7 protein-coding genes are annotated in these 22,433 nt (G+C 38.5%); 6 read left to right on the top strand and 1 reads right to left on the bottom strand.

Annotated features, from left to right (window positions below; translation table 11 throughout):
- Positions 1-38: 38 nt before the first annotated feature.
- The 3 genes from GVN22_RS06640 to GVN22_RS06630 all read left to right on the top strand — a co-directional run bounded on the left by GVN22_RS06640 (position 39) and on the right by GVN22_RS06630 (position 4,770).
- Positions 39-848: a hypothetical protein gene (locus tag GVN22_RS06640; RefSeq protein WP_166550259.1), complete on the top strand. Its 810-nt coding sequence runs from the start codon at positions 39-41 to the stop codon at positions 846-848.
- On the top strand, positions 845-2,107 hold the full coding sequence (locus tag GVN22_RS06635) for an MFS transporter (protein WP_095162324.1): 1,263 nt from the start codon (positions 845-847) through the stop codon (positions 2,105-2,107). Before GVN22_RS06640 ends, GVN22_RS06635 begins: the two co-directional genes overlap by 4 nt.
- 401 nt (positions 2,108-2,508) lie before the next feature.
- Positions 2,509-4,770 (top strand): carboxypeptidase regulatory-like domain-containing protein, encoded by a 2,262-nt coding sequence (locus GVN22_RS06630; RefSeq protein WP_166550258.1) that lies wholly within the window; start codon positions 2,509-2,511, stop codon positions 4,768-4,770.
- A gap of 177 nt (positions 4,771-4,947) precedes the next feature.
- Here the strand turns inward: GVN22_RS06630 and htpG are convergent, their stop codons facing one another.
- Positions 4,948-6,762, bottom strand: coding sequence for a molecular chaperone HtpG (gene htpG, locus GVN22_RS06625; RefSeq protein WP_166550257.1), 1,815 nt, complete (start codon positions 6,760-6,762; stop codon positions 4,948-4,950).
- Positions 6,763-7,454: 692 nt separating this feature from the next.
- Between htpG and GVN22_RS06620 the strand changes: the two genes are divergently transcribed.
- The 3 genes from GVN22_RS06620 to GVN22_RS06610 all read left to right on the top strand — a co-directional run bounded on the left by GVN22_RS06620 (position 7,455) and on the right by GVN22_RS06610 (position 22,397).
- The gene (locus GVN22_RS06620; protein WP_166550256.1) at positions 7,455-18,611 is read left to right on the top strand and encodes an SdrD B-like domain-containing protein; all 11,157 of its coding nucleotides are present in this window, start codon (positions 7,455-7,457) and stop codon (positions 18,609-18,611) included.
- Positions 18,612-18,740: 129 nt separating this feature from the next.
- Complete coding sequence (locus tag GVN22_RS06615; protein ID WP_166550255.1) at positions 18,741-19,742, top strand: type IX secretion system membrane protein PorP/SprF; 1,002 nt, start codon at positions 18,741-18,743, stop codon at positions 19,740-19,742.
- 207 nt (positions 19,743-19,949) lie between these two features.
- Complete coding sequence (locus GVN22_RS06610; protein ID WP_166550254.1) at positions 19,950-22,397, top strand: carboxypeptidase regulatory-like domain-containing protein; 2,448 nt, start codon at positions 19,950-19,952, stop codon at positions 22,395-22,397.
- The last annotated feature ends 36 nt before the right edge of the window (positions 22,398-22,433 follow it).

Raw genomic sequence — 22,433 nt, 5'->3', positions numbered from 1 at the left:
ATATGATCCTAAAGCGCTTTTTAGAAATAATAAACCTCTTGAGCTTAGATGTAGTAGCTGGAGCCATGATTTGTCATGCGGCTTTTTTGCGACTACCAGAAGGCAAGTTTACCCATGCAACAACCAGTACGTGGTTGTTGGGTATTGCGGTGTTTATTATATACACCTTAGATAGACAATTGGATAACTTAAAGCCCGAACAAATAGCAACACCGAGGCATCGTTTTCATAAACAGTATGCCAAAGGTTTGAAGCTATCTGTAGCATTGGCTATGTTGCTGGGAATATATCTTTTGGGGCATATTACCTATCTCACCTTGATGGTGGGCTTTGGGATTGCTTTTATCACGTCTATTTATTTGGTAGTTGTGAGTAAATTATCCTCAGATAGTATCTTTCAAGCTTATAAAGAGCCAGTGACAGCATTCGTGTATGCGTCGGGTGTATGTGGAACAGCCATCGTACAACACTCGAGAGTATTTAGCTGGATAGATTGGGCATTGGCAGGCGTTTTTTTTGTGATTGCCTTTCAAAATTTGTTGCTTTTTTCAGCATTTGAGCAACAAAAATATCCGCAAGTACATTCGTTAGGGTCAATGTGGGGAGCACGTGCTTGTCGACAAGTTTTATATGGACTTTTTGTAATCAATCTCATAGCAACATCTTTTATCCTTTGGCATAGTACTTATCCATATTCGATGGGTTTGGGAATTGTCGAAATCATCATGAGTACAGTGCTTGTGTTAATAACGTATTTTGAATTATTTTTTGTAAAAAATGATCGTTATCGTTGGGTGGGAGATGGTATATTTTTAATTCCTTTATTTCTTTTTATTCTGATTAGATGAGCGAGCAACTAACACCACCATCTGCAAAAAAATCGCCTTATGAGGCGTTGAAATATCCACAGTTTGTGGCATATATGTTTGCCAATAGTTTTATTACAATGGCCTTATTGATTCAGGAAGTTTTGCTTGGATACGAAATGTACAAGGTCACTCACGACCCTATGGCATTAGGCTTGATTGGCTTAGCAGAGGCACTTCCTTATATCTCTTTAGCATTATTTGGAGGACATTTGGCTGACCTTTATAACAAGAAAACCATTTTGATGCTCAGTTTGAGTGTCATCATTCTGAGTTCAGTTATTTTGGTTTGGGCTACACATTCAACTACCCAATTGCCACAACACAATTTATTACCAATCATTTATGGTGTAATATTTTTGATAGGCTTAGCCAAAGGTTTTTATTCGCCAGCCTCTTCCTCTTTAAATCCATTTTTGATTCCGAAAGAAGTATTTGCCAACGCAACCACATGGGCAAGTTCTTTTTGGCAAGCAGGAGCTATTTTAGGACCAGGTTTAGCAGGTTTCATGTATGCCTATTGGGGCTTGACTAATTCGCTTTGGTTTGTGGTGGCGCTATTATGTACGGTAATGCTTTTGATTAGCACTATTACGGCACCTCCAATTCCTGAAAAGGTAGAGGAGAAAGTCAATATTTTTCAAAGTCTTAAAGAAGGTATTGCTTTTGTTTTCAAAACAAAAATTATCCTTTATTCAATATCGCTCGATTTGTTTTCGGTACTCTTTGGTGGAGTAATAGCGCTATTGCCTATCTATGCTGAGGATATTCTTAAAGTAGGAGCCGAAGGCTTGGGTATTTTACGTGCAGCACCATCAATAGGAGCAATTTTAACCATGTTTATGATGGTATATTTTCCACCATTAAAACACGCTTGGCGAAATTTATTGCTGGCAGTGGGAGGCTTTGGATTAGCAACGCTGATTTTTGCGGTTTCAACAAACTTATGGATTTCGGTGATTGCTTTGTTTTTTACGGGTGCCTTCGACAGTGTAAGTGTAATCGTGCGTCAGACCGTTTTGAGATATTGGACTCCTGACGAAATGCGTGGACGCGTATCGGCGGTGAATGGTATTTTTGTGAGCTCTTCTAATGAAATCGGCGCTTTTGAGTCAGGTCTATTGGCTAAGTTAATGGGCACAGTGCCATCAGTAATATTTGGAGGTACGATGACCATGATTATTGTGTCCATCGTATGGATTCGTTCAAAAGAATTATTTAAAATGAAGGTGACAGATTAACTTTCTAAATAACTCCTCAAAGATTTCTACCATGATTAAAGCCGTTGTACCACCGAGGTATAACGGCTTTAGTCCTTCTGAGAGTCGTGCTTCCACTTTTTGGCACGCTATTTGTTTTTTGCTTTGATAATTTTCTGACGTTCTAACGAAAGTTTGATAGCCAGAGTTTCGCCAAAATAGTAGTTTTAGTATTAACCAACTTCTTGTAGATACACCTTTTTGTCTACAGAAATCAAACAAGGCTAATCGGATTTCATAAAGCATTTTACTCTGTAAATTGAATGTACAGAATGCACTAAATATGAAAATCAAGGAGTTATGTTTCTAAACTTGTTTTAAGAATCATTTCTTTATCATTCAATATACTTACTTTGTAAAACGATTTAGCCTAAAATCCTATCATGAACAAATCATTACATATTCTACTGAGTATAGTCTTACTCTTTGCTATTTCTGCTAACAGCGCTTGGGGACAAGCTAAGTTTAAGGCAGCCAATAGAGAGTATGAGCAACTTAGTTACATGTCGGCTATTCGCTTGTATGAAGATGTGCTATCTGATTCAAAATTAGACGCAGCCATTCGTAAAGAAGCGTTAAAAAAGTTAGCCTATTGTTATCGTCGTATTCAGGATACCAAAAATGCCGAAAGAGCGTACAGTGACTTATTAAAAAACTTCCCAGACATAGAGGCTGAGAATTACCTTTACTATGCACAGGCTTTAGCTTCAAATGGCAAATACCGTGATTCACAAAAGTATTACTCGATTTACGGAGAAAAACAAACAGCTGATGTTCGTAGTAAAAAGTTTACGGTTTCATACATGGAAATGAGCCGTTTTTATAGAGACTCCTCTTCGTATCAAGTCGAATATCTTCCTATCAACTCAAATCAGGCGGATTTTAGCCCGATGTTTTACAAAGGAGGTTTAGTGTTTTGTTCTGCTCGTGATGAGTCTGGTGCTGTGAAGCGTGTGTATGGTTGGAACCAAACTCCATTTTTGGATTTATATTTTGTGCCAGATACGGCACAGCTCAAATCGGGAATGGTACAAAAGGCTGCTGCCTTGGGTGGAGTTATTGCAAGTAGTAGTAATAAAACTTTGAAAGCAACAGGCGAAGTAAATAAGGTAGAAGAGTTTAGCCGTGTGATTAATACGAAGTATCACGAAGGGCCAGCTGTATTCTTTCAAGGCGAACAAAAAGCAATTTTTACTCGTAATAATTTTAATAAAGGCAAAACCAGAGAATCTAAAGATGGTACTAATAAGCTGAAATTATACATTGCTGATTTAGTAAAAGACAACTGGAGTAATATTAAGGAACTACCATTTAATTCTGATGAATATTCTTGCGGACACCCAGCATTGACACCTGATAATACCAAATTGTATTTTGTGTCAGATATGCCTGGTGGCTATGGCGGTACAGATATTTATGTGGTTGAATACAGCGACGGAAACTGGGGAACACCTGTGAACATGGGAAAAGAAATCAACTCAGAGGGTAATGAAATGTTCCCATTTGTTGATCCAAGTGGAAATCTTTACTTTGCTTCTGATGGTCATGAAGGACTAGGCGGACTTGATATGTTTTTTGCAGAAATTAAAGATGGTGTAGCTTACAGAGGCGTAAATAACTTAGGGGCTCCACTCAATTCACCACAAGATGATTTTGGTATTATCACTGATGCTACTCGTACAAGTGGGTTTTTCTCGTCAAATCGTAAGTCTGGTTTAAGTGACGATAATATTTATAGCTTCAAACGTGTTTGTCGTCCTTTGACTTTGATTGTGTATGATGCAGCCTCTAAACAACCACTCGAAAACGTAGACGTTCGTATTACTGTAAATGCAGAAAGTCGCGAGTTAAGAGTGACAGGCGTAGATGGCTCGACCAGTATTTGTATGGAAGCCAATGCCGAGTATGAGTTCAAAGCTATTAAAGAAGGTTATCTGATGAACTCTGTGGCATATTCCACCAAAAGTAATACTGCTCAGAAAACAACCTTGGAATTATATCTTGAAAAAGCTCCTTTGGCAGTGTTGAAAGGTGTTGTAAAATCGGAAGTAAACGACCAACCTATGGCAGGTGTTCAGGTAACTTTAGAAAACGAAAAAGATAAAACGAAGCAAACTGTAACAACAGGACCAGATGGTGGCTATGAGTTTCAGGTAAAACCAGGAGATGACCACAAACTGACGGCTGAAAAAGACAAGTATGCCACTAATACAGAAAAAATTGGTAAAGTTAAATCGAGTGGGGAGGTAGTGCAGAATATTCAAGGGATGTATGGTGAAGGAGATATTTTCAAGTTGAAGAATATTTATTATGACTATGGAAAATTCTTTATTCGTCCTGACGCAGCTCGTGAACTAGAAAAAACATTATTGCCATTACTTCGTAAGTATCCAGCAATGACTATTGAGATTCGCTCGCACACTGATGCTCGCTCGAGTGATAACTTCAATATGCAACTTTCGGCAAACCGTGCCAGAGCTGTGGTCGACTACCTAGCTATGCGAGGCATTGACCCATCAAGATTAGTGTCGAATGGATATGGCGAAACAGAACTGGTGAATGAATGTGTGGATGGAATAATTTGTGATGAAAAACAACACCAAGAAAACCGCAGAACAGAGTTTAGAATTATATCTGTAAAATAACAATCGTAATAAAGAGAAATTTAGATGTGTTTTTTAGGTTAGAAAAATAAAAGCCCTTCGATTGAAGGGCTTTTATTTTATCAATACCTTGTCAAGGTTATAATTGAAGTCAGATGTAAGTGTCAAATAATGAAATGTCTACATTCACAATTCATTCATTCAAAATTCTACAATTGACTACAATCCTTGAGCTGTACGTTGAATAAAGGCAGTTAAATCTGCACCAGTCAACAAGTTTTGAGACAATAAAGCAAGGTCATAAACTTGTTTTGCCAAACGTTTTTGCTCGCTTTCTTCTTCGGTTTTAAGAATTTTATTAATCAAAGGGTGATTAGCATTTACTGCAATAGTATAATTGTTTGGCATTGCTCCAAACATTCCCATGCCACCACCAAGTTTTGACATATCGCTCATACGGCGCATAAATTCATTTTGGGTAACGATAGCAGGAAGTTCGTCTACTGGCATAGCCTCAACTTGAACCGACTTATTTTTATCATTGATTACTTCATCAAATACCTTTTTCACCGTCTCTTTTTCTGAGTCTGAAAGTACAGCTTCCAAGGCTATGCCTTTATCAATTAATTTTTCTACCGTATCGGCGTCAACACGTTTAAGGTTAGTTTTTACCAATTTGGTTTCAAGCATATTGATAAAATGGCTATCCAAAACAGCATCCAATTTCAAAACATCATAGCCACGTTTAGTCGCTGATTGGATGTAGCCGTCTTGTCCTAATAAATCTGTCGCATAAAGATATACAACGTCATCGTTTTTATCTTTCTGATTTTCCTGTGCAAACTCAGCGTACTCATTCAAAGTGTAGTATTTGCCTGAAGTACTTTGTAGCAAACAGAAGTCTTTTGCTTTGTCGTAGAACTTCTCATCTGAAATCATTCCGTATTTTACAAAAAGACCAATGTTTTCGAATTTTTCTTCAAAACCAGCACGGTCATTTTTGAATAAATCATTCAGTTTTTCAGCTACTTTTCTAGTAATATAGTTATTGATTTTCTTAACATTAGAGTCCGCCTGCAAGAAGCTTCTTGAAACGTTAAGAGGAATATCTGGCGAATCGATTACACCGTGCAACAACATCAAAAATTCAGGAACTACATCTTTTACTTCGTCAGTAATAAATACCTGACGGCTGAAAAGCTGAATTTTTTCTCTTTGTAATTGCAATTCGTTTTTCACTTTCGGGAAATACAGAATACCTGTCAAATTGAAAGGATAATCTACATTCAAGTGAATCCAGAAAAGTGGTTTTTCTGACATAGGATAAAGCTCCTCGTAGAACTTTAAGTAATCTTCGTCAGTCAAATCAGCAGGCGATTTTGCCCAGATAGGAGTAGGGTTGTTGATGATAGCATCTTCAAATTCAATTTCAATCGGAAGGAATTTGCAGTATTTATCAAGAATTTGTTTTAGTCTAAAATTCTCAAGGAATTCTAGTGAATCATCAGCTACATACAAAATAATATCAGTACCTCTTCTTTCACGAGTAGCTTCAGAAATTTCAAACTCTGTCGAACCATCACAAGTCCATTTTACAGCTTGTGCGCCATCTTGAAAAGATTTTGTAATAATATCTACTCTTTCAGCAACCATAAAGGCAGAGTAAAAGCCAAGTCCGAAGTGACCAATAATAGCTTTTTCATCACCTTTATCCTTGTATTTTTCAACAAACTCAGTAGCTCCAGAAAAGGCAATTTGGTTGATGTACTTTTTCACCTCATCGGCAGTCATACCAATACCCGAATCGGAGATAGTAATCGTACGAGCATCTTTGTCAAAACTTACCTTTACCTTCAATTCACCTAATTCACCAGCGTATTCACCAATGGCCGACAAACGTTTCAATTTTTGAGAAGCATCAACCGCGTTAGATACCAATTCGCGTAAGAAGATTTCATGATCTGAGTATAAAAACTTCTTAATAATAGGGAAAATGTTTTCGGTATGAATCGAAATGTTACCTTTTTCTTGCATGGTCATTTTGTCATTAATAATTTATAGAAATACAAACCAAATATTCATAGAATGGCGTCGCAACCGACATAGCGATATTGACAAATACAATTCCAAAACCTCATAAAATGCCAAATTGTCAGCGCTTACGTATAAAGTCCTGCCACTTAATAAAATAAAGACAGAAAACCTTGACAGACTAATAAATTTTTATTTGATTTGTACTATCAAAGCTAATATCGGATAAGATAGGTGCTTCGCTCGCAATTAATAAATTTATATACTTCCTTTCGTTACCTTAATTGGTGTCTTCTCAGTTAGTGCATTTTTACAAGTGCATTGGTTGTATCTTATTGTATTTCAAAAAGTTTTTATTTAAGCAAAATTTTGGCATAGTTTTGGCTTTGCTGCCCTGTTGCATTTTTTGTAGCTTATTCAGCAAAATTAAATTGACCTAGTATTGTCGAATTTTTATGACAAAGTCCGTAAATCGAGGATGTGCGCTTGATTTAATTTAGCACAAAAAGGTGGCCTGTTACTCAACTTAAGTGTTTGGTATTTGGCACAGTTTTGGTACATTTTCCGTACAATCTCATCATTTTGAGACGCCTAAAAGTGACTAAATCATGCGAATCCGAAGTTTGAACAAAACTGGTCGATAGTACAAGATTTTGGTATCCTCCTAAGTAATTAAAACATTAACAAGAAATCGGATGAAAAAAACATTTACATTCGAGATTGGCGCTAGCCGTCAAGCGAATCATAGGTTTTCATCGCATTTGCAGCCTAAAGTAGTTAATTCCCTAAATGCTTCTGATAGCATACCTGCTGTTATGCCCCTAAGTGAAGATTTACCTCTTGTTAATGCTCCAAGTAGTTACTTGTTGGATAGCCCAAACGAACAAGGTCCTAGTAGTGAATTTTATCAATTAAACATACAGCAAATGAATCTTTTTACTTACCTGACACGAGCGGCTAATAATCTATTTCAGCTTCGAGGTGCAAGCAATATGGGTGCTACTCTATTGTCAAAATCTCGTAAGGTGAAATCTGTGTTGGACTTATGCGAAAGTTGGGGTTTGTCTACATTAACCAACCGCCTTACTTCGAATAAGAAAGAACAATTATCAGCAAGTTCATTGAATGGTTTTTCTACCCTTCGAACTGTATTCGCTTCTTTAATCCTAACAGTACTTACTGCTTGGACGGCTGTGGCTAGTCCAGACTTGTCTTTAACGGCTACGGTAAGTAATGGTAATCCCAATCCTGGCGATTTGGTTACTTATATTATTAAGTTAAAGAATAGTACAGGAGATAAGGCTACTAATATTTCGGTAAAGGATTCTTTGCCTTCAACTTTGGAATCGATTGTTTATTCGAGTCCTGCATCGGGAGTCACCTACGACAATGTCAATAAAAAGTGGGTGATTACGCAGTTGCTAGGCAATACTGAAATAACACTTCAAGTTCAGGCAAGAGTAAAAAGCGGCGACCTCGGGAGAGGAATCGCCTATGCTAGTTTTGAGGTAGTTGCTCAAACCGAACCAGATGCAGATTCAAAACCTAACAATCATAATATTAATGAGGACGATCAAGCGGCTGTATGTTTTTCTGTCCCAACGTATTTTTCGACTGGAAGTGTTTTTGAAGTTTCAGTACCAAAAGGGCTTACTAACGTAGTATGGACTAGACGTGTTGGAACAAATGGTGTTGCAACGGCTATTACAGCTACCACTTCAGGTTCGGGTGCTTATGTTCAAAATGGTGTGTTATATGTAGAGAGTATTACAGATTATACAGAATTCACTTTTTCTGCTACCAATTCTACCTGTCCCGTAACTGGATGTTGCCCAGTGAAGTTTATTCCTGACCCTTACGGCTCGATTGGAGACTATGTTTGGAGTGATGTGAATGCTAATGGTATTCAAGATGCAACAGAAACAGGATTATCGGGCATAAAAGTAGATTTATATACAAGCGCAAATACATTTGTAAAAACCGTTACTACAACATCAACAGGTTATTATTTATTTGAAAACCTAACTTCTGGTACTTACCAGGTACGTGTTACCCTTCCTTCAAAGAGTCAAATATCAAAAGCTAATCAAGGAAGTGATGATACGAAAGATAGTGATTTTAGTGCATTGGGTCGTAGCCACTTGGTTACGATTAATACGGCTTTAGCGGTTACTGATACTTTAAGAAATAATCCTAACGTAGATGCGGGTATTGTTCCTTTGGGTTCTATCGGTGATTATGTGTTTAATGATAATAATAAAGATGGTATTCAAAACACAGGTGATACACCGGTGGCTGGTTTGAAAGTTTCTTTATTGGATAAAAATGGAAATGTAATTAGTACAACCACTACTGATGCAAATGGTAAATACGAATTTATCGTTGCAAGTGGTCAATACTACGTATTATTTGATAAACCTGCTGGTTCAACCTTTACTTTAACAGGTAAGGGGACATCATCGACAGACTCTGACGCTGGAACAGATGGTAAAAGCCCACTTATTACAATAGATGCAACAAAACCAGTTGGAGATCCTGCGCGTGATAATAAAGATATTGACGCTGGTATTATTCCTAGCTGTAATGTAACAACAGGAAGTCTACTAGCAAGTACATCAGGTTTGTGCTTACCAACAGGTGGTTCGTTAACTCTTACAGCGTCTGTTTCAGCAGCTCCAACGGTGCCTGCTGGCTATGTTGTGAGATACCTATTGAGCAAAGGAACAACAAATACTATTGTTCAGACGGCAACAACTCCTAGTTTTTCTATCAATGCAGCAGACTCGTACAAAATTCATACTATAGTATATAATACTACAGATTTGAACTTGACAACTGCTATCACATTAGGTACCACCAAACTTTCAGATTTGCAAACAGGCATTTCTGGAAAATGTTTGGCACTTGATGCAACAGGCGTTAGCTTCAATGTAACAAGTAACCCAGATATGCCCAATGTAGTTGCTTCCGCTAGCACATTGTGTGCTGGTGATGTGGCTACCTTGACAGCATCAGGTACTGGTTCATCTTACAAATGGTATACATTGCCAACTGGAGGAACAGCCTTTGCTACTACAGCAAGTATTCAAGTTACTCCAACAGCAAATACTACTTATTATGTAGAGACAGTAAATGCGAATGGCTGCACAAGTGCTAGAAAAAGTATTTCTATCATAGTAAATACTAAACCTACAACTCCAACAGTGTTGGCATCGCTTGCTAACCAATGTACACCAGTTGCCACAACAACAGTGAATTTGGCATCAGCTATTACAAGTACTCCGTCAACAAGCGGTGGTGTATTTGAGTGGAGAACGGGATCAGTTTCAACATCATCGTTGGTGGCAAATCCTGCGGCAGTAGGAGCAGGTACTTATTACTTGTTTGAAAAATCAACCACTGGCTGTTATAGTACGCCTGCCTTGGTAACAGTTAATATTAATTCGTGTGCATGCCCTAATCCTGCAACGGTTATTCTTGCTGCAATCCCATCTCAATGTGTAGGTAGTTTCACACAATTACAACTATCAGCTACTTTGGGCGGTGGAGCAACAGGTGGAACATGGACATCAACAGGTACAGGGACATTTGATAATGTATCTAGCGTATCTGCGAAATATACTCCTTCTGCATCGGACGAAGCAAAAGGCTCAATCGAATTTACGTTTACAACAAATGACCCAGATGGTAGTGCTACCCTTTGTTCGGCTGCTACTTCTAAAACAACTTTTATTTACAAAGCTCGTCCTTCAAAACCATCAAACTTGTCGGCTAGCTCACAAATTTGTTTAGGTCAAGCTAATACTCTTACAGCTGAAAGTACAGGTAACACAATTAAGTGGTATACAACTGCTACTGGAGGAACACCAGTGGGGACAGGGACTAGCTTAACTGTTACTCCGACGGTAGCAGGTACAGTGATGTATTATGCAGAGGCGGTAACATCAGAAGGTTGTACTAGCGAAAGAGCATCTATCAACTTTACGGTTAATTCATCTCCTTCTACTCCAACTGTAATAGCATCTTTAGCTAATCAATGTACACCAGTTGCTACAACAACAGTGAATTTGGCATCAGCTATTACAAGTACTCCGTCAACAAGCGGTGGTGTATTTGAATGGAGAACAGGTTCAACACCATCAGCATCGTTGGTAGTAAACCCAGCTGTAGTAGGAACAGGTACTTATTACTTGTTTGAAAAATCTACTAATGGTTGCTACAGTGCACCTGCTGTAGTGACAGTAAATATCAATTCATGTAATTGTCCTAACCCTGCAACGGTTACGGTTGCTGCCATCCCATCTCAGTGCGTTGGTAGTTTTACACAATTACAACTATCAGCCACTTTGGGCGGAGGCGCAACAAGCGGAACTTGGACATCAACAGGTACAGGGACATTTGATAATGTATCTAGCGTATCTGCAAAATATACTCCTTCTGCATCAGACCAAGCAAAAGGTTCAATCGAATTTACGTTTACAACTAATGACCCAGATGGTAGTGCGACCCTTTGTTCGGCTGCTACATCTACGACAGTCTTTACTTACAAAGCTCGTCCTTCAAAACCTTCAAACTTGTCAGCTAGCTCACAAATTTGTTTAGGCGAACCTAATACCCTTACTGCTGAAAGTGCAGGTAACACCATTAAGTGGTACACCACTGCAACTGGAGGTACTTCTGTAGGTACAGGAACAAGCTTTATCGTAACTCCGACAGCAGCAGGTACAGTAATGTATTATGCAGAGGCAGTAACACCAGAAGGTTGTATTAGCGAAAGAGCATCTATCAACTTTACGGTGACAAGCTGTCAAACGACAGACTTAGCAGTTGTTAAAACAGTTGTTGACGTGGCATCTCCACAAACAACACCTTCTTATTTAGTAGGTCAGACGATTAATTATGCTATCGTTGCTAAAAACTTGGGAGGCTCAAGTGCTTCAACAGTTAAAGTAAAAGATGTGCTTCCTGCCAGCTTATCATTCGTAAGTGCAGATCCTTCTGCTCAATACAATGCTTCAACAGGAGAATGGACGATTGGTACTTTGGCGGCTGGCGCTCAAGTTACCTTAAACATAAAAGCAACGATTCTTTCGAAAGGTAGCATAGTTAATGATGCTGAAATTTCAAGTCCAAGCGAAGACCCTACAAAATTGGGTAATAACAAATCAAGTGTAACTATTAATGCTATTGAATTGGCAGACTTGAGCTTGACTAAAACAGTTTCGAACGCTACTCCAAATGTTAATGACGAAATTGTTTATACACTCGTAGTATCAAATGCTGGTCCACATGCAGCAACCAATGTTGAAATCCAAGATGTACTTCCTGCAGGCATTAGCTTTGTTTCTAGTACTTCATTAACAAATAATAATGGAACATTGACTGGTACCATTGCTAATCTTGCGAAAGATGCAAAAGTAGAATTCACTTTCCGTGCAAAGGTGACATCAGGAGGTAAAATCACAAACGCCGCACAAATTACCAAGTCGGATGTGAAAGACCCTGATTCGACACCAAATAATGGTACTGATAAAAATGAAGATGATGATGATAGTGTAGATATTATTACTCCAACGGTTTGTAATGTAGCAGCACCAGTGCTTGCAGCTGAGAAAACAGCCATTTGTGCTGGTCAATCAGTAAACATCACGGCAGTAGGATGTTCAGGTCAGATTAAATGGAATACAGGTGAAACAACAGCATCTATTACTGTTACGCCATCTGTAAATGCAACTTACACGGCAACTTGTACTGTAAACAATTGTACAAGTAATCCATCAACGCCTGTTTCAATTACAGTTACAACTCCAACAGTTCCAATAATAGTGGCATCATCTACTTCTATTTGTGGTTCAGGTTCAGTAACCTTGACTGCAACAGGTTGTACAGGTACTGTTAAATGGTATGGTGGTGCACAAGCATTAACAGGTGCATCTGTAACAGTTAATCCAACTGTTACGACTACTTACTCTGCCACATGTACAGTTGCTAGTTGTGAATCAACTAAGTCACAAACAGTAACTATTACAGTTGGAACTCCAACACCTCCAGCGATTAGCCCAGCATTGTCAGCAATTTGCTCAGGTTCGCCATTGACATTAAGTGCAACAGGATGTGCTGGTGGTACAATCGAATGGTCGAATGGTATGACTGGCTCATCAATAACAGTTACGCCAACTGCTAGTACTAACTACACTGCGGTTTGTAAGATGGGAACTTGTACAAGTACTGCATCTAATACAGCAAGTGTAACAGTTTCTGAATTTGCTAAACCAACCATTGTGGCATCTAAGACTGCTATCTGTGTGGGTGAAAGTGTAACATTGACTGCTACGGGATGTAATGGAACTATAAAATGGTCAGATGGTCAAACAGGAGCATCTGTAACAGTTAAACCTTCGGTTTCAACTTCTTACAGTGCCACATGTACATCTACTAATGCTACTTGTAACTCTGGAGTGTCAAATACAGTAGAGGTTAAAGTAAATAGTGGTTCTATTGATGCTCCAATTGTAGTGTGTGGAGATCAAGAAATTTGTGTAGGACAAGAGGTTGTCTTCTTAGCATTAGGATGTCCTAGTGGAACAACAGTAAAATGGTCAAATGGTATGACAGGAACAACAATTACTGTGAAACCAACAATTACTACTGTTTTCTCAGCTGTTTGTTCATTAGGCGCATGTGAAAGTGTTAAATCAAACGAAAAAGAAATCGTAGTAAAACCAACAGTGGTAGTAACATTAGTTGCGTCTGCTGATAAGAATAATGTTTGTGCTGGCTCTCCAGTAACATTGTCAGTAAAAGGTTGTGAAGCTGGTAAGGTAACATGGAATGGAGGTTTAACAGGTTCAACGATAACTGTGAATCCAACAGTGACAACTACTTATACTGCCTTGTGTACTGATGTAGCGTGTGCTACAGATGCCAAAGCTTCGGTTACAGTAAATGTTGCAACGGATTTGCCAACACCAGTGATTGTGGCAAGTACTACTTCTCCTGTATGTGCAGGTACAGAGGTAACTTTAACAGCTACTGGTTGTACAGCTGATTTGTTATGGAGTACTGGTGAAACCACTGCTAGTATCAAAGTGAAACCAACTATAACAACCACTTATACTGTTCAATGTAAATCAAATAGTTGTGCTAATGCAACAGCTAAGACGTCTAGTCCAGTAACAGTTACAGTAGGTTCAGGTGCAGCACCAGTAATAACAGCATCAACGAATACAATTTGTTCAGGTACTCAGGTAACACTTACAGCAACAGGTTGTGGTGCAAGTGATGTAACGTGGTCGAATGGCAAAACAGGTGCATCAATCACTGAGACACCAACAGCGACTACAACTTATTCTGCTACTTGTAAAGGAAATACTTGCGTAAGTGCAGAGTCGAACAAAGTAACTGTGAATGTGACGCCTCTGGCAATTCCAACGATTAGTGTCGTATGTACTTGTCCAGCGAAATTTATGTGTCCAGGTAGTTCAATGACATTAGTGGCAACTGGATGTGAAGGTGGAACAATTAAATGGTCAGATGGATTTACAGGATCGATTCATACAGTAAGCCCAACTCAAACTACAAACTACACCGTGAAATGTGTAACTAGTACTTGTGAGTCGGCATCTTCAGCAGTAACAACTATTACAGTAGGAACTCCAACAGCTCCAGTAATTACAAGTGATGTATTAACTGCTTGTGCTGGTTCATCTGTGAACTTAACTGCAACTGGTTGTGATGGCGCTGTAATTTGGAGTGATGGTCAAATTGGTACAACAGTAAGTGTAAAACCAACAGCTAATACAACTTACACAGCAATTTGTAAACTTGATAAATGCGAGAGTGGTAACTCAAATGAGTTGACAATTAATGTTGGTAATTCTGCTAGCAAGCCATCTACAAAAGATTTGGTTAATGCTTGTCCAGCAACAACTGTTGATTTAACGTCTGGTTTATTAAGTACAGCTTCAAATGGTAGTTCATTTGAATTCAGAACAGGTATATCTAGCACTTCAACTTTAGTAAGTAACCCACAAGCTGTTTCAGCAACTGGTACTTATTATGTATTCGAGAAGTTTGCTTCAGGTTGTTATTCTGCTCCAGCAGCAATCAACGTGTTTATCACAACAGATTGCACTCCTAAAGATTGTGCTACTACGCCTGCAACAGTAAATGCAGGTGCTGATGCTACAATTTGTGATACGAAATCTTACCAATTGAAAGGTGCCTTCAGTGGTGCAGCAAGTTTCATCACTTGGAAGTCAACTGGTACAGGTACATTTGATAATCCATTATTGCCAACTGCTACTTATACCGCTTCGGCACAAGATGTGACAAATGGTTCAGTGAAAATATTCTTGACTTCAAATGACCCAGATGGTACAGGCCCATGTGTGGCTGCTGTAGATACAATGATTCTTACCATTAATGGAATCAAAGTAAAACCAACTATTACCGTTTCGGGTAATTTGACAGCCTGTACGACTGATTCTGTAGGGTTGAAAGCAATTGCTGGTTATCAATACAAATGGTATAAAGTAGGTTCGACTTCTGTAGTTTCAACTGCGCAGGCAATTAATGTGAAGGGCTTAGGTAGCTATTATTATATCTTGAGCGATGCAAATGGATGTACTTCTGTACCATCAGATACTGCAACATTAAATCCTCTTGCTGATATTTCTGCTCCAGTGACTAAGAACTTAATGATTTCATCTGGTCAGACTGCAAACTTGAATAGTTTAGTAACATCAACAACTCCAACTGGCGCTACTTTGGTGTTTAAATCTGGTGGTTCGGCAACATCTAACGATGTAGCAACTCCATCTGCTGTTGGGTTCGGAACATATTACGCATTCTATCGTACTGCACAAGGATGCTTCTCTTCAGGTTCTCCAATTACAGTAAGTACTGATTTGGTAGTGATGGATTTGGCTGATATTGGTGTAGGTATAACAACAGACAAAGCAACTTATGCGGTAGGTGATACAGTAGTAACTACAATAACAGTAGTTAACTCTGGTCCAAGAACTGCTAAAGGAGTTGCTCTAAGTGTAATCATTCCAGGAACGCTTACTTATGCTAGTCAGACTGGAGGCTTGATCCAAAATGGAAATACAGTTGGTGTAAATATTGATACACTTGCCATGAATGGTACTAAAACATACACATTCAAATCAGTGGTAACAAGTACTTCGGAAGCAACTATTACGGTGTCAGGAACATCTAGTACTGTAGATCCAAATACAGCTAATAACAAAGCATCTGTTACAATCAATGCAGGAGTTGTAGATCCAAATGCTGCGGATGCAGCGATTGCCATAGTTGCAGATAAAACAGCTATTGGATTAAATGAAACAACAACTTTAACAGTAACTGTTTCTAATAATGGACCAGCAACTGCAAAAGGAGTGAAAGTGACAACTACGATTCCAATAGGGTTTGAGTTTATACCACCAGCAACTGGTTGGATTATCAATGGAAATATCTTGACAGCAAACTACGATTCATTACAGAAAGGTGATACTACCAAAGTATTAACATTTATTGCAAAAGGTATTGCATCTGGTAATTTCTCGTTTGGAGCAACAGTAGTTTCAACATTAGATCCTAAAACAGATAATAATACTGCAACAACCACTGTTCAGGTAGGGACAATTAACCCTTCAGAAAACGATACACTTTATGCAGATTTGTCAGTAATCAAAACGGCAAGCGCAACAACAGTTAACAAAGACAGTTTGGTAACCTATACAATTAAGGTAACTAATGCTGGTCCTGGAAATACTAAAAATGTAGTCTTGAAAGACTTCCTAGTAAGTAATTTGTCATACATCAGCGGAGACTTTACTTCAACTGGCAAAACGGCAACGGGTGACTCATTGAGTGCTACTATTGCATCTATTGCAAAAGGAGAAACTAAATCGTTGACCTACAGTGCACGTGCAGTATTGCAAGGTGTTGCTCCTAACACTGTATTCGTAGCAAGCTCAAGTAAGTTAGATGCTGTGAAGGATAATGATAAGAGTACCGTTGAAGTTAATATCATCAATAGAGTGGTGAATGACTGTAGACTTGGCTTAGCATTAGCTGTAATTGATACAAACCAAGTATCAACTGGTGTTTACAAAGTGACTTATCAATTGATTGCGAAAAACTTCTGTAGTGATACGCTACGTAATGTTAGCTTAGTAGATTCGGTTGCTAAAAACTTCCCTTCTCCAGCAACATTTACAGTAAGTGCTCCAGTATCGAAGAATACAGGCAACTTGGTAATCAATGAAGCATTTGGTGCAAGTGATCCAAACTTGGTAAAAGCAGCTTCTAGCTTCATGATTCCAAATAAAGTAGATACCTTAATTTACACAATAACACTTACATTAAACGGTAACAAAGGTCCATTCTATAGCCAAGTAAATGGTTCTGGAATTGCACCAAGCGGTACAGTAACAGCTAAGTCATCTGCTGGTACGAATGTGAGTGCAACTCCTAGCAGAACGGTAGTACGCTTCGACTTGCCGAGAACATTAATTGGTGTGGCGAAAGAGGTTCTTGCTTCTGGTTTGAAACGTGAAAGTACCAATGAATGGACGGTTCCTTACGTGATTAGAGTTGTCAACATGGGTGTAAATAGAATCACGAAGTTGTCAGTAACGGATGATTTAGATGCAGTTTACACTTCTAAAGGTGCTACGATTGTAGGTCAACCAACGGTTTCGACAAATCGTCCTGGTGTAAAAGTAAATTCTAAATACACAGGTTCTGGTTTGAATATCGATTTAGTATTACCAGATTCTTCTGCACTAGGTGTTGGTGATTCAGTATCAATCAACTTGGCTGTGAGAGTTAATACTACAGCTGCTACTGACTCTGTATTCAGTAACGTAGCAATCGGTAAAGGTACAGGTACAGATGGTTTAACTTATGAAGATATTTCAACGGCTGGTTCTGATCCAGATCCTGACAAAGACGGTGATCCTTCAAATAATAAGGTAGCAACTTCTGTAACACTAAGTAACCCAGTGAAACCGTTAGGAGATGCTGCAATTGGGGTAGCGTTGTCAGCTAGCAAACCAGTGATGCAATCGGATAGTACGTTCAACGTGAAATTCAAATTGATTGCCCGTAATTATGGTAAGGATACCCTAAACAATGTTGTACTTGCCAACCATATCCAATCTAATATTGGTCAACAAGTAACGGCTTGGTCATTGGTAGGTAAACCAACACTTGTTAGTGGAAAAGTAAAACTTGATTCATTGTTCGATGGAATTGCAGATACAACACTTACAGTAGCAAGTAGTACATTTAAGTTTGCCAAAGGTGACAGTATCGTGATTGAGTACACATTGAATATCCGTGAGCCGCTTCAAGATACAATTTATACTCAGGCTAGTGCTACAGGTATCAGTATTGCAGATGCAACGAAGAAAGCGTTTGACTTATCTACAGCAGGAACTAACCCAGATCCTAATGGTGATGGAAACCCAGCTGAAAATGCTAAGACTCCAGTAATCTTCGATGCTTCGGTTGTAACTGATAGTCCATTTATACCAGAAGGGTTCTCTCCAAACGGCGATGGAATTAACGATAAGTTCGTGATTCAACCATTGAATCCTGACCAACGTATCGAATTGAAAATCTTCAATAGATGGGGTAGCCTAGTTTACGCTTCAAGTGATTACAAAAATGAATGGGGTGGTGAAGCTAACCAAGGTGTAAAAGTAATCGGTGATGGCCAAGGCTTGCCTGATGGTACATACTTCTACAGCTTCACTCGTTACGATAGAACAACAGGTGAAATTATTTTAACTCAAGGTAAAAACACTGTAGTTAAATACTTCACAATTGTGAGATAATACCAAAAACACCCCAGAGTGAGTCTCTTACTCTGGGGTGCCTAAATAGTTAAGAAATCAAATCAAAGGAAACGAAGCCAAGTAGTATTTACCCTTTTTTCTTTGGTTAATAATTTAAACCATCATCCAATGAGACGCCAAAGTTTGCTTTCGAGAGCTAAAACCGCAATCATCTTCTCACTTGCCTTAGGACTGGCAGGTGTAGAAAAAGCTCATGCTCAGCAAGAAGTCCAGTATTCTCAATATATGTTTAATATGCTTGCCGTAAACCCAGCTTACGCAGGGAGTCGTGACGTATTGAGTATGACTGGAGTTTACCGCCAGCAGTGGGTAGGAATCGAAGGCGCACCTACTACACAATCATTCAGTATTGATATGCCCGTTAAAAAAGAAAAGGTTGGTATTGGTTTACAAGCATACCATGATCAAATCGGGGTATTCAATAATACTGGAGCTTATTTATCGTACGCTTACCGTGTCAAAGTATCCCAACGATCTACATTGGCTATGGGTATTCAAGCTGGTGCAACCAACTTGGTTGGTAGTTTGAGCGGTGTCCGTCGTACATTAGATAATAACGATATCGATCCAGCTTTTAGTGGAAATACTTCAAAATGGTTACCCAACGTAGGTACAGGTTTATACCTAAGTAACGACCGTGGATATATAGGTGTTTCTGTTCCTAACTTAATTCAAAATGAGCTTCGTACTTATACAGGTAATGAAGATACTTTGAAAAAAGCTCGCCAAGAAAGACACTATTTCTTGATGATGGGATTTGTAGTACCGCTCGGTAGTTCATTGGCATTGAAGCCATCTGTTTTAGTAAAAGCTACTCGTGATGCCGCTGCATTTGACTTTAACGTTAACCTATGGATTCGTGATAGAGTAGCTGTTGGGGCTTCTTGGAGAACTAATAATCAAAAGTTTAATTCACCTTTCGCAAATCAAAATGGTGATGCAGCTATTGGTATGCTCGAAATTCAAGCAAGTGACCAGTTCCGTATCGGCTATGCGTATGACTTTATGCTAAATAGTCTACAGAACTCACAAAAAGGTAGCCATGAAATTATGTTGAGATATGAATTTGGTTTCAAGAAAGCTAAAATTCTTACTCCTCGTTATTTCTAATTAAGTAATAGAAAAGACTACATTAATAGTATATCTGTAGTGCACTGTAGAAGTAGCCGTCATATTATGAGAGTAAACTAATAACTGATATACTATTAACTAAGAACTTTTTTTACTTATTACTGGAATGTATTGAATACAAGGCATGTCCTTTGTTGCTTTATCGATTTTGAATTCGCCTTCATGATGTTATAACTGTTTAGAAAAATGATTAATTGTAAGAAAATAGGATTGGTACTTCTTACTGCCTTTCTCTTTGTTTCAAAAGTTTCAGCTCAGACTTTGAAAGATGCTGAAGCTGAATTTGAAAAAATGAGTTATTTGAATGCCGCCGAGATGTTTGAACATGCCCTCAAAGGCAAAATTTCAGATGCAGATAAGCAAACTGCAAAACTGAAATTGGCATACGCTTATCGACAAATCAAAGACTCCCAAAATGCAGAGAGAGTATATAAAGAAATAGTTGACAATCCATCTTTTTCGGGTGATTCAAAAGCATATCTTTACTATGCACAGGCGCTTGCTACAAATGGCAAATACAAAGAATCACAAGATGTATATGAAAAATATGCTAAACTAGCGACAACAGATAAGCGAAGTTCGAGTTTTCAAAAACTGTATAAAAACGTTGAAACGCTCAATAAAAACCAAGCGTGTTATAAAGTTGAGTATCTAAACCTTAATACCGATAAAGCAGATTTTAGTCCTACTTACTACAAAAATGGTTTTGTTTTCAACTCTGGACGTACAGAGTCTGTAGGGTTGAAAAGAGTATATTCATGGGATAATTCAAACTTTCTTGATCTTTATTATTTATCCGATATTAGCAAGCTGACTGCTTCTCAGCCTTCGGGTGTGGGTGGCTCAACGGCAAATAAAGAACGTAAATTCAAGGCGCCAGCCGTTGTTGGAGATGATGAGTACACGCCAGCTACACCAAATGATTCTAAAACAATTGGCTCGTATGGCAGTACTGGTATGTACAAAGGATATGCTACCTATAATGAAGCTCCTGTTACACAAAGTGAGAATTTTTCAAAAACACTTAATACTAAATACCATGAGGGGCCTGTCACATTTTCGAGTGACGGACGTAAAATTGTTTTTACTAGAAATAACTATAATTCTGGAAGTTTCAAGACTAGTGCAGATCGCGTAAATAAATTGAAACTTTATACTGCCGAAGATAAAAAAGGCGATGGGCAATGGTCTGCCGTAAAAGAGGTTCCTTTTAATAATAATGAGTATTCGACAGGACACCCTACTTTGACAAAAGACGACAAGCTGATGTACTTTGTTTCGGATATGCCTGGAGGTTTTGGTGGAACAGACGTGTATGTGGTAGAATATAACAACGGAAATTTCGGAACACCAGTCAATCTTGGGCCTCAGATTAATACGGAAGGAAATGAAATGTTTCCTTTTGTTGATGAAAAAGGAAACTTATATTTTGCCTCGGATGGTCATGCAGGACTTGGAGGATTAGATATTTTCTTTGTTGAGTTACAAGATGGTAAAACGGTAAAAAGTAAAATTAAAAATCTTGGAGCTCCTATTAATACGAGTCAAGATGATTTTGGGCTTATAACTGATGGCGAACGTAGACAAGGATATTTAAGCTCAAATCGCAAGCGTGGCGGTGCCGATGATGATATTTATAGATTTACAAGAGAATGCGACGAAAAACCTGAATGCCGTGAACTACAGGTTATCGTGTTTGATGCAGAATCGAAATTGCCATTAGATAATGCCGATGTTGAAGTGTCAACAGAAGGTAAAACAGAGATGAAAAAGACCGATTCAAACGGTACTTTCAAAATCTGTTTGGATGAAGATAAGTCATATTTATTAAAGGCTTCTCGTGAAGGGTATCTTCCAAATACCGTTGGATATTCGGCAAAAGATGCTAAAATCGAACAGTCGACACTGGATATTCCTTTGCAACCTGTAAAAGAAGTAGAAGGGGATTCTCTATCGGCAAGAATCAGCCCATCAGGTAATCCAAACCCAGCTTTACCTTGTAAAGTAACAACTCTACGTGGTCGAGTTACTTCTAATAAAGATAAGCAACCAATTGCGGGTGTTCTTGTAACGCTGAGAAACGAATGCGATGGTACAATTCAGCAAGTAGTAACTGGCGCAGATGGTCGTTATCAATTTGATATTTGCCAAGGCTGTGATTATAATTTGGAAGCCGCTAAAGAAAACTTTGGTTCGAAAAGCAACAAAATCAAGAAAGTGGGCGACAATCCTCCGAAATACATCAACTCTAACTTGAGTATGTTTGAAGAAGGAGACGTAATCACAATTGATAATATTTATTACGATTACGGTAGATATAACATTCGCCCTGATGCTGCTCGAGAATTAGAGAAATTAGTATCGTTAATGAAGCGTTATCCAAAAATGAGAATCGATTTACGTTCTCATACAGATTCTCGCTCATCGACAGAATTTAATCAAAAACTCTCAGAAAATCGTTCGAAATCAGTGGTTAGCTATTTGCGCAAACGTGGTATTGCATCAACAAGACTAGAGTCTTCAGGATTTGGAGAAACACAATTGCTCAATGAATGTGCCGATGGTGTTGAATGTACAGAAGAACAACATCAAACCAACCGTAGAACAGAATTTAAAGTAATTCAGATGCAATAAATTTGAGTGAAATTGATATTTGAGTCCGTGTATCAG

Source organism: Cellulophaga sp. BC115SP (assembly GCF_009905545.1).
In the GTDB taxonomy this organism is placed as follows: domain Bacteria; phylum Bacteroidota; class Bacteroidia; order Cytophagales; family Spirosomataceae; genus Flectobacillus; species Flectobacillus rivi.
This window is presented reverse-complemented; position numbering and strand designations above follow the sequence as displayed.

Coding starts and splice junctions, on each gene's coding strand:
- GVN22_RS06635 (WP_095162324.1), top strand. CDS start 845: ATGAGCGAGCAACTAACACCACCATCTGCAAAAAAATCGCCTTATGAG.
- GVN22_RS06630 (WP_166550258.1), top strand. CDS start 2,509: ATGAACAAATCATTACATATTCTACTGAGTATAGTCTTACTCTTTGCT.
- htpG (WP_166550257.1), bottom strand. CDS start 6,762: ATGCAAGAAAAAGGTAACATTTCGATTCATACCGAAAACATTTTCCCT.
- GVN22_RS06620 (WP_166550256.1), top strand. CDS start 7,455: ATGAAAAAAACATTTACATTCGAGATTGGCGCTAGCCGTCAAGCGAAT.
- GVN22_RS06615 (WP_166550255.1), top strand. CDS start 18,741: ATGAGACGCCAAAGTTTGCTTTCGAGAGCTAAAACCGCAATCATCTTC.
- GVN22_RS06610 (WP_166550254.1), top strand. CDS start 19,950: ATGATTAATTGTAAGAAAATAGGATTGGTACTTCTTACTGCCTTTCTC.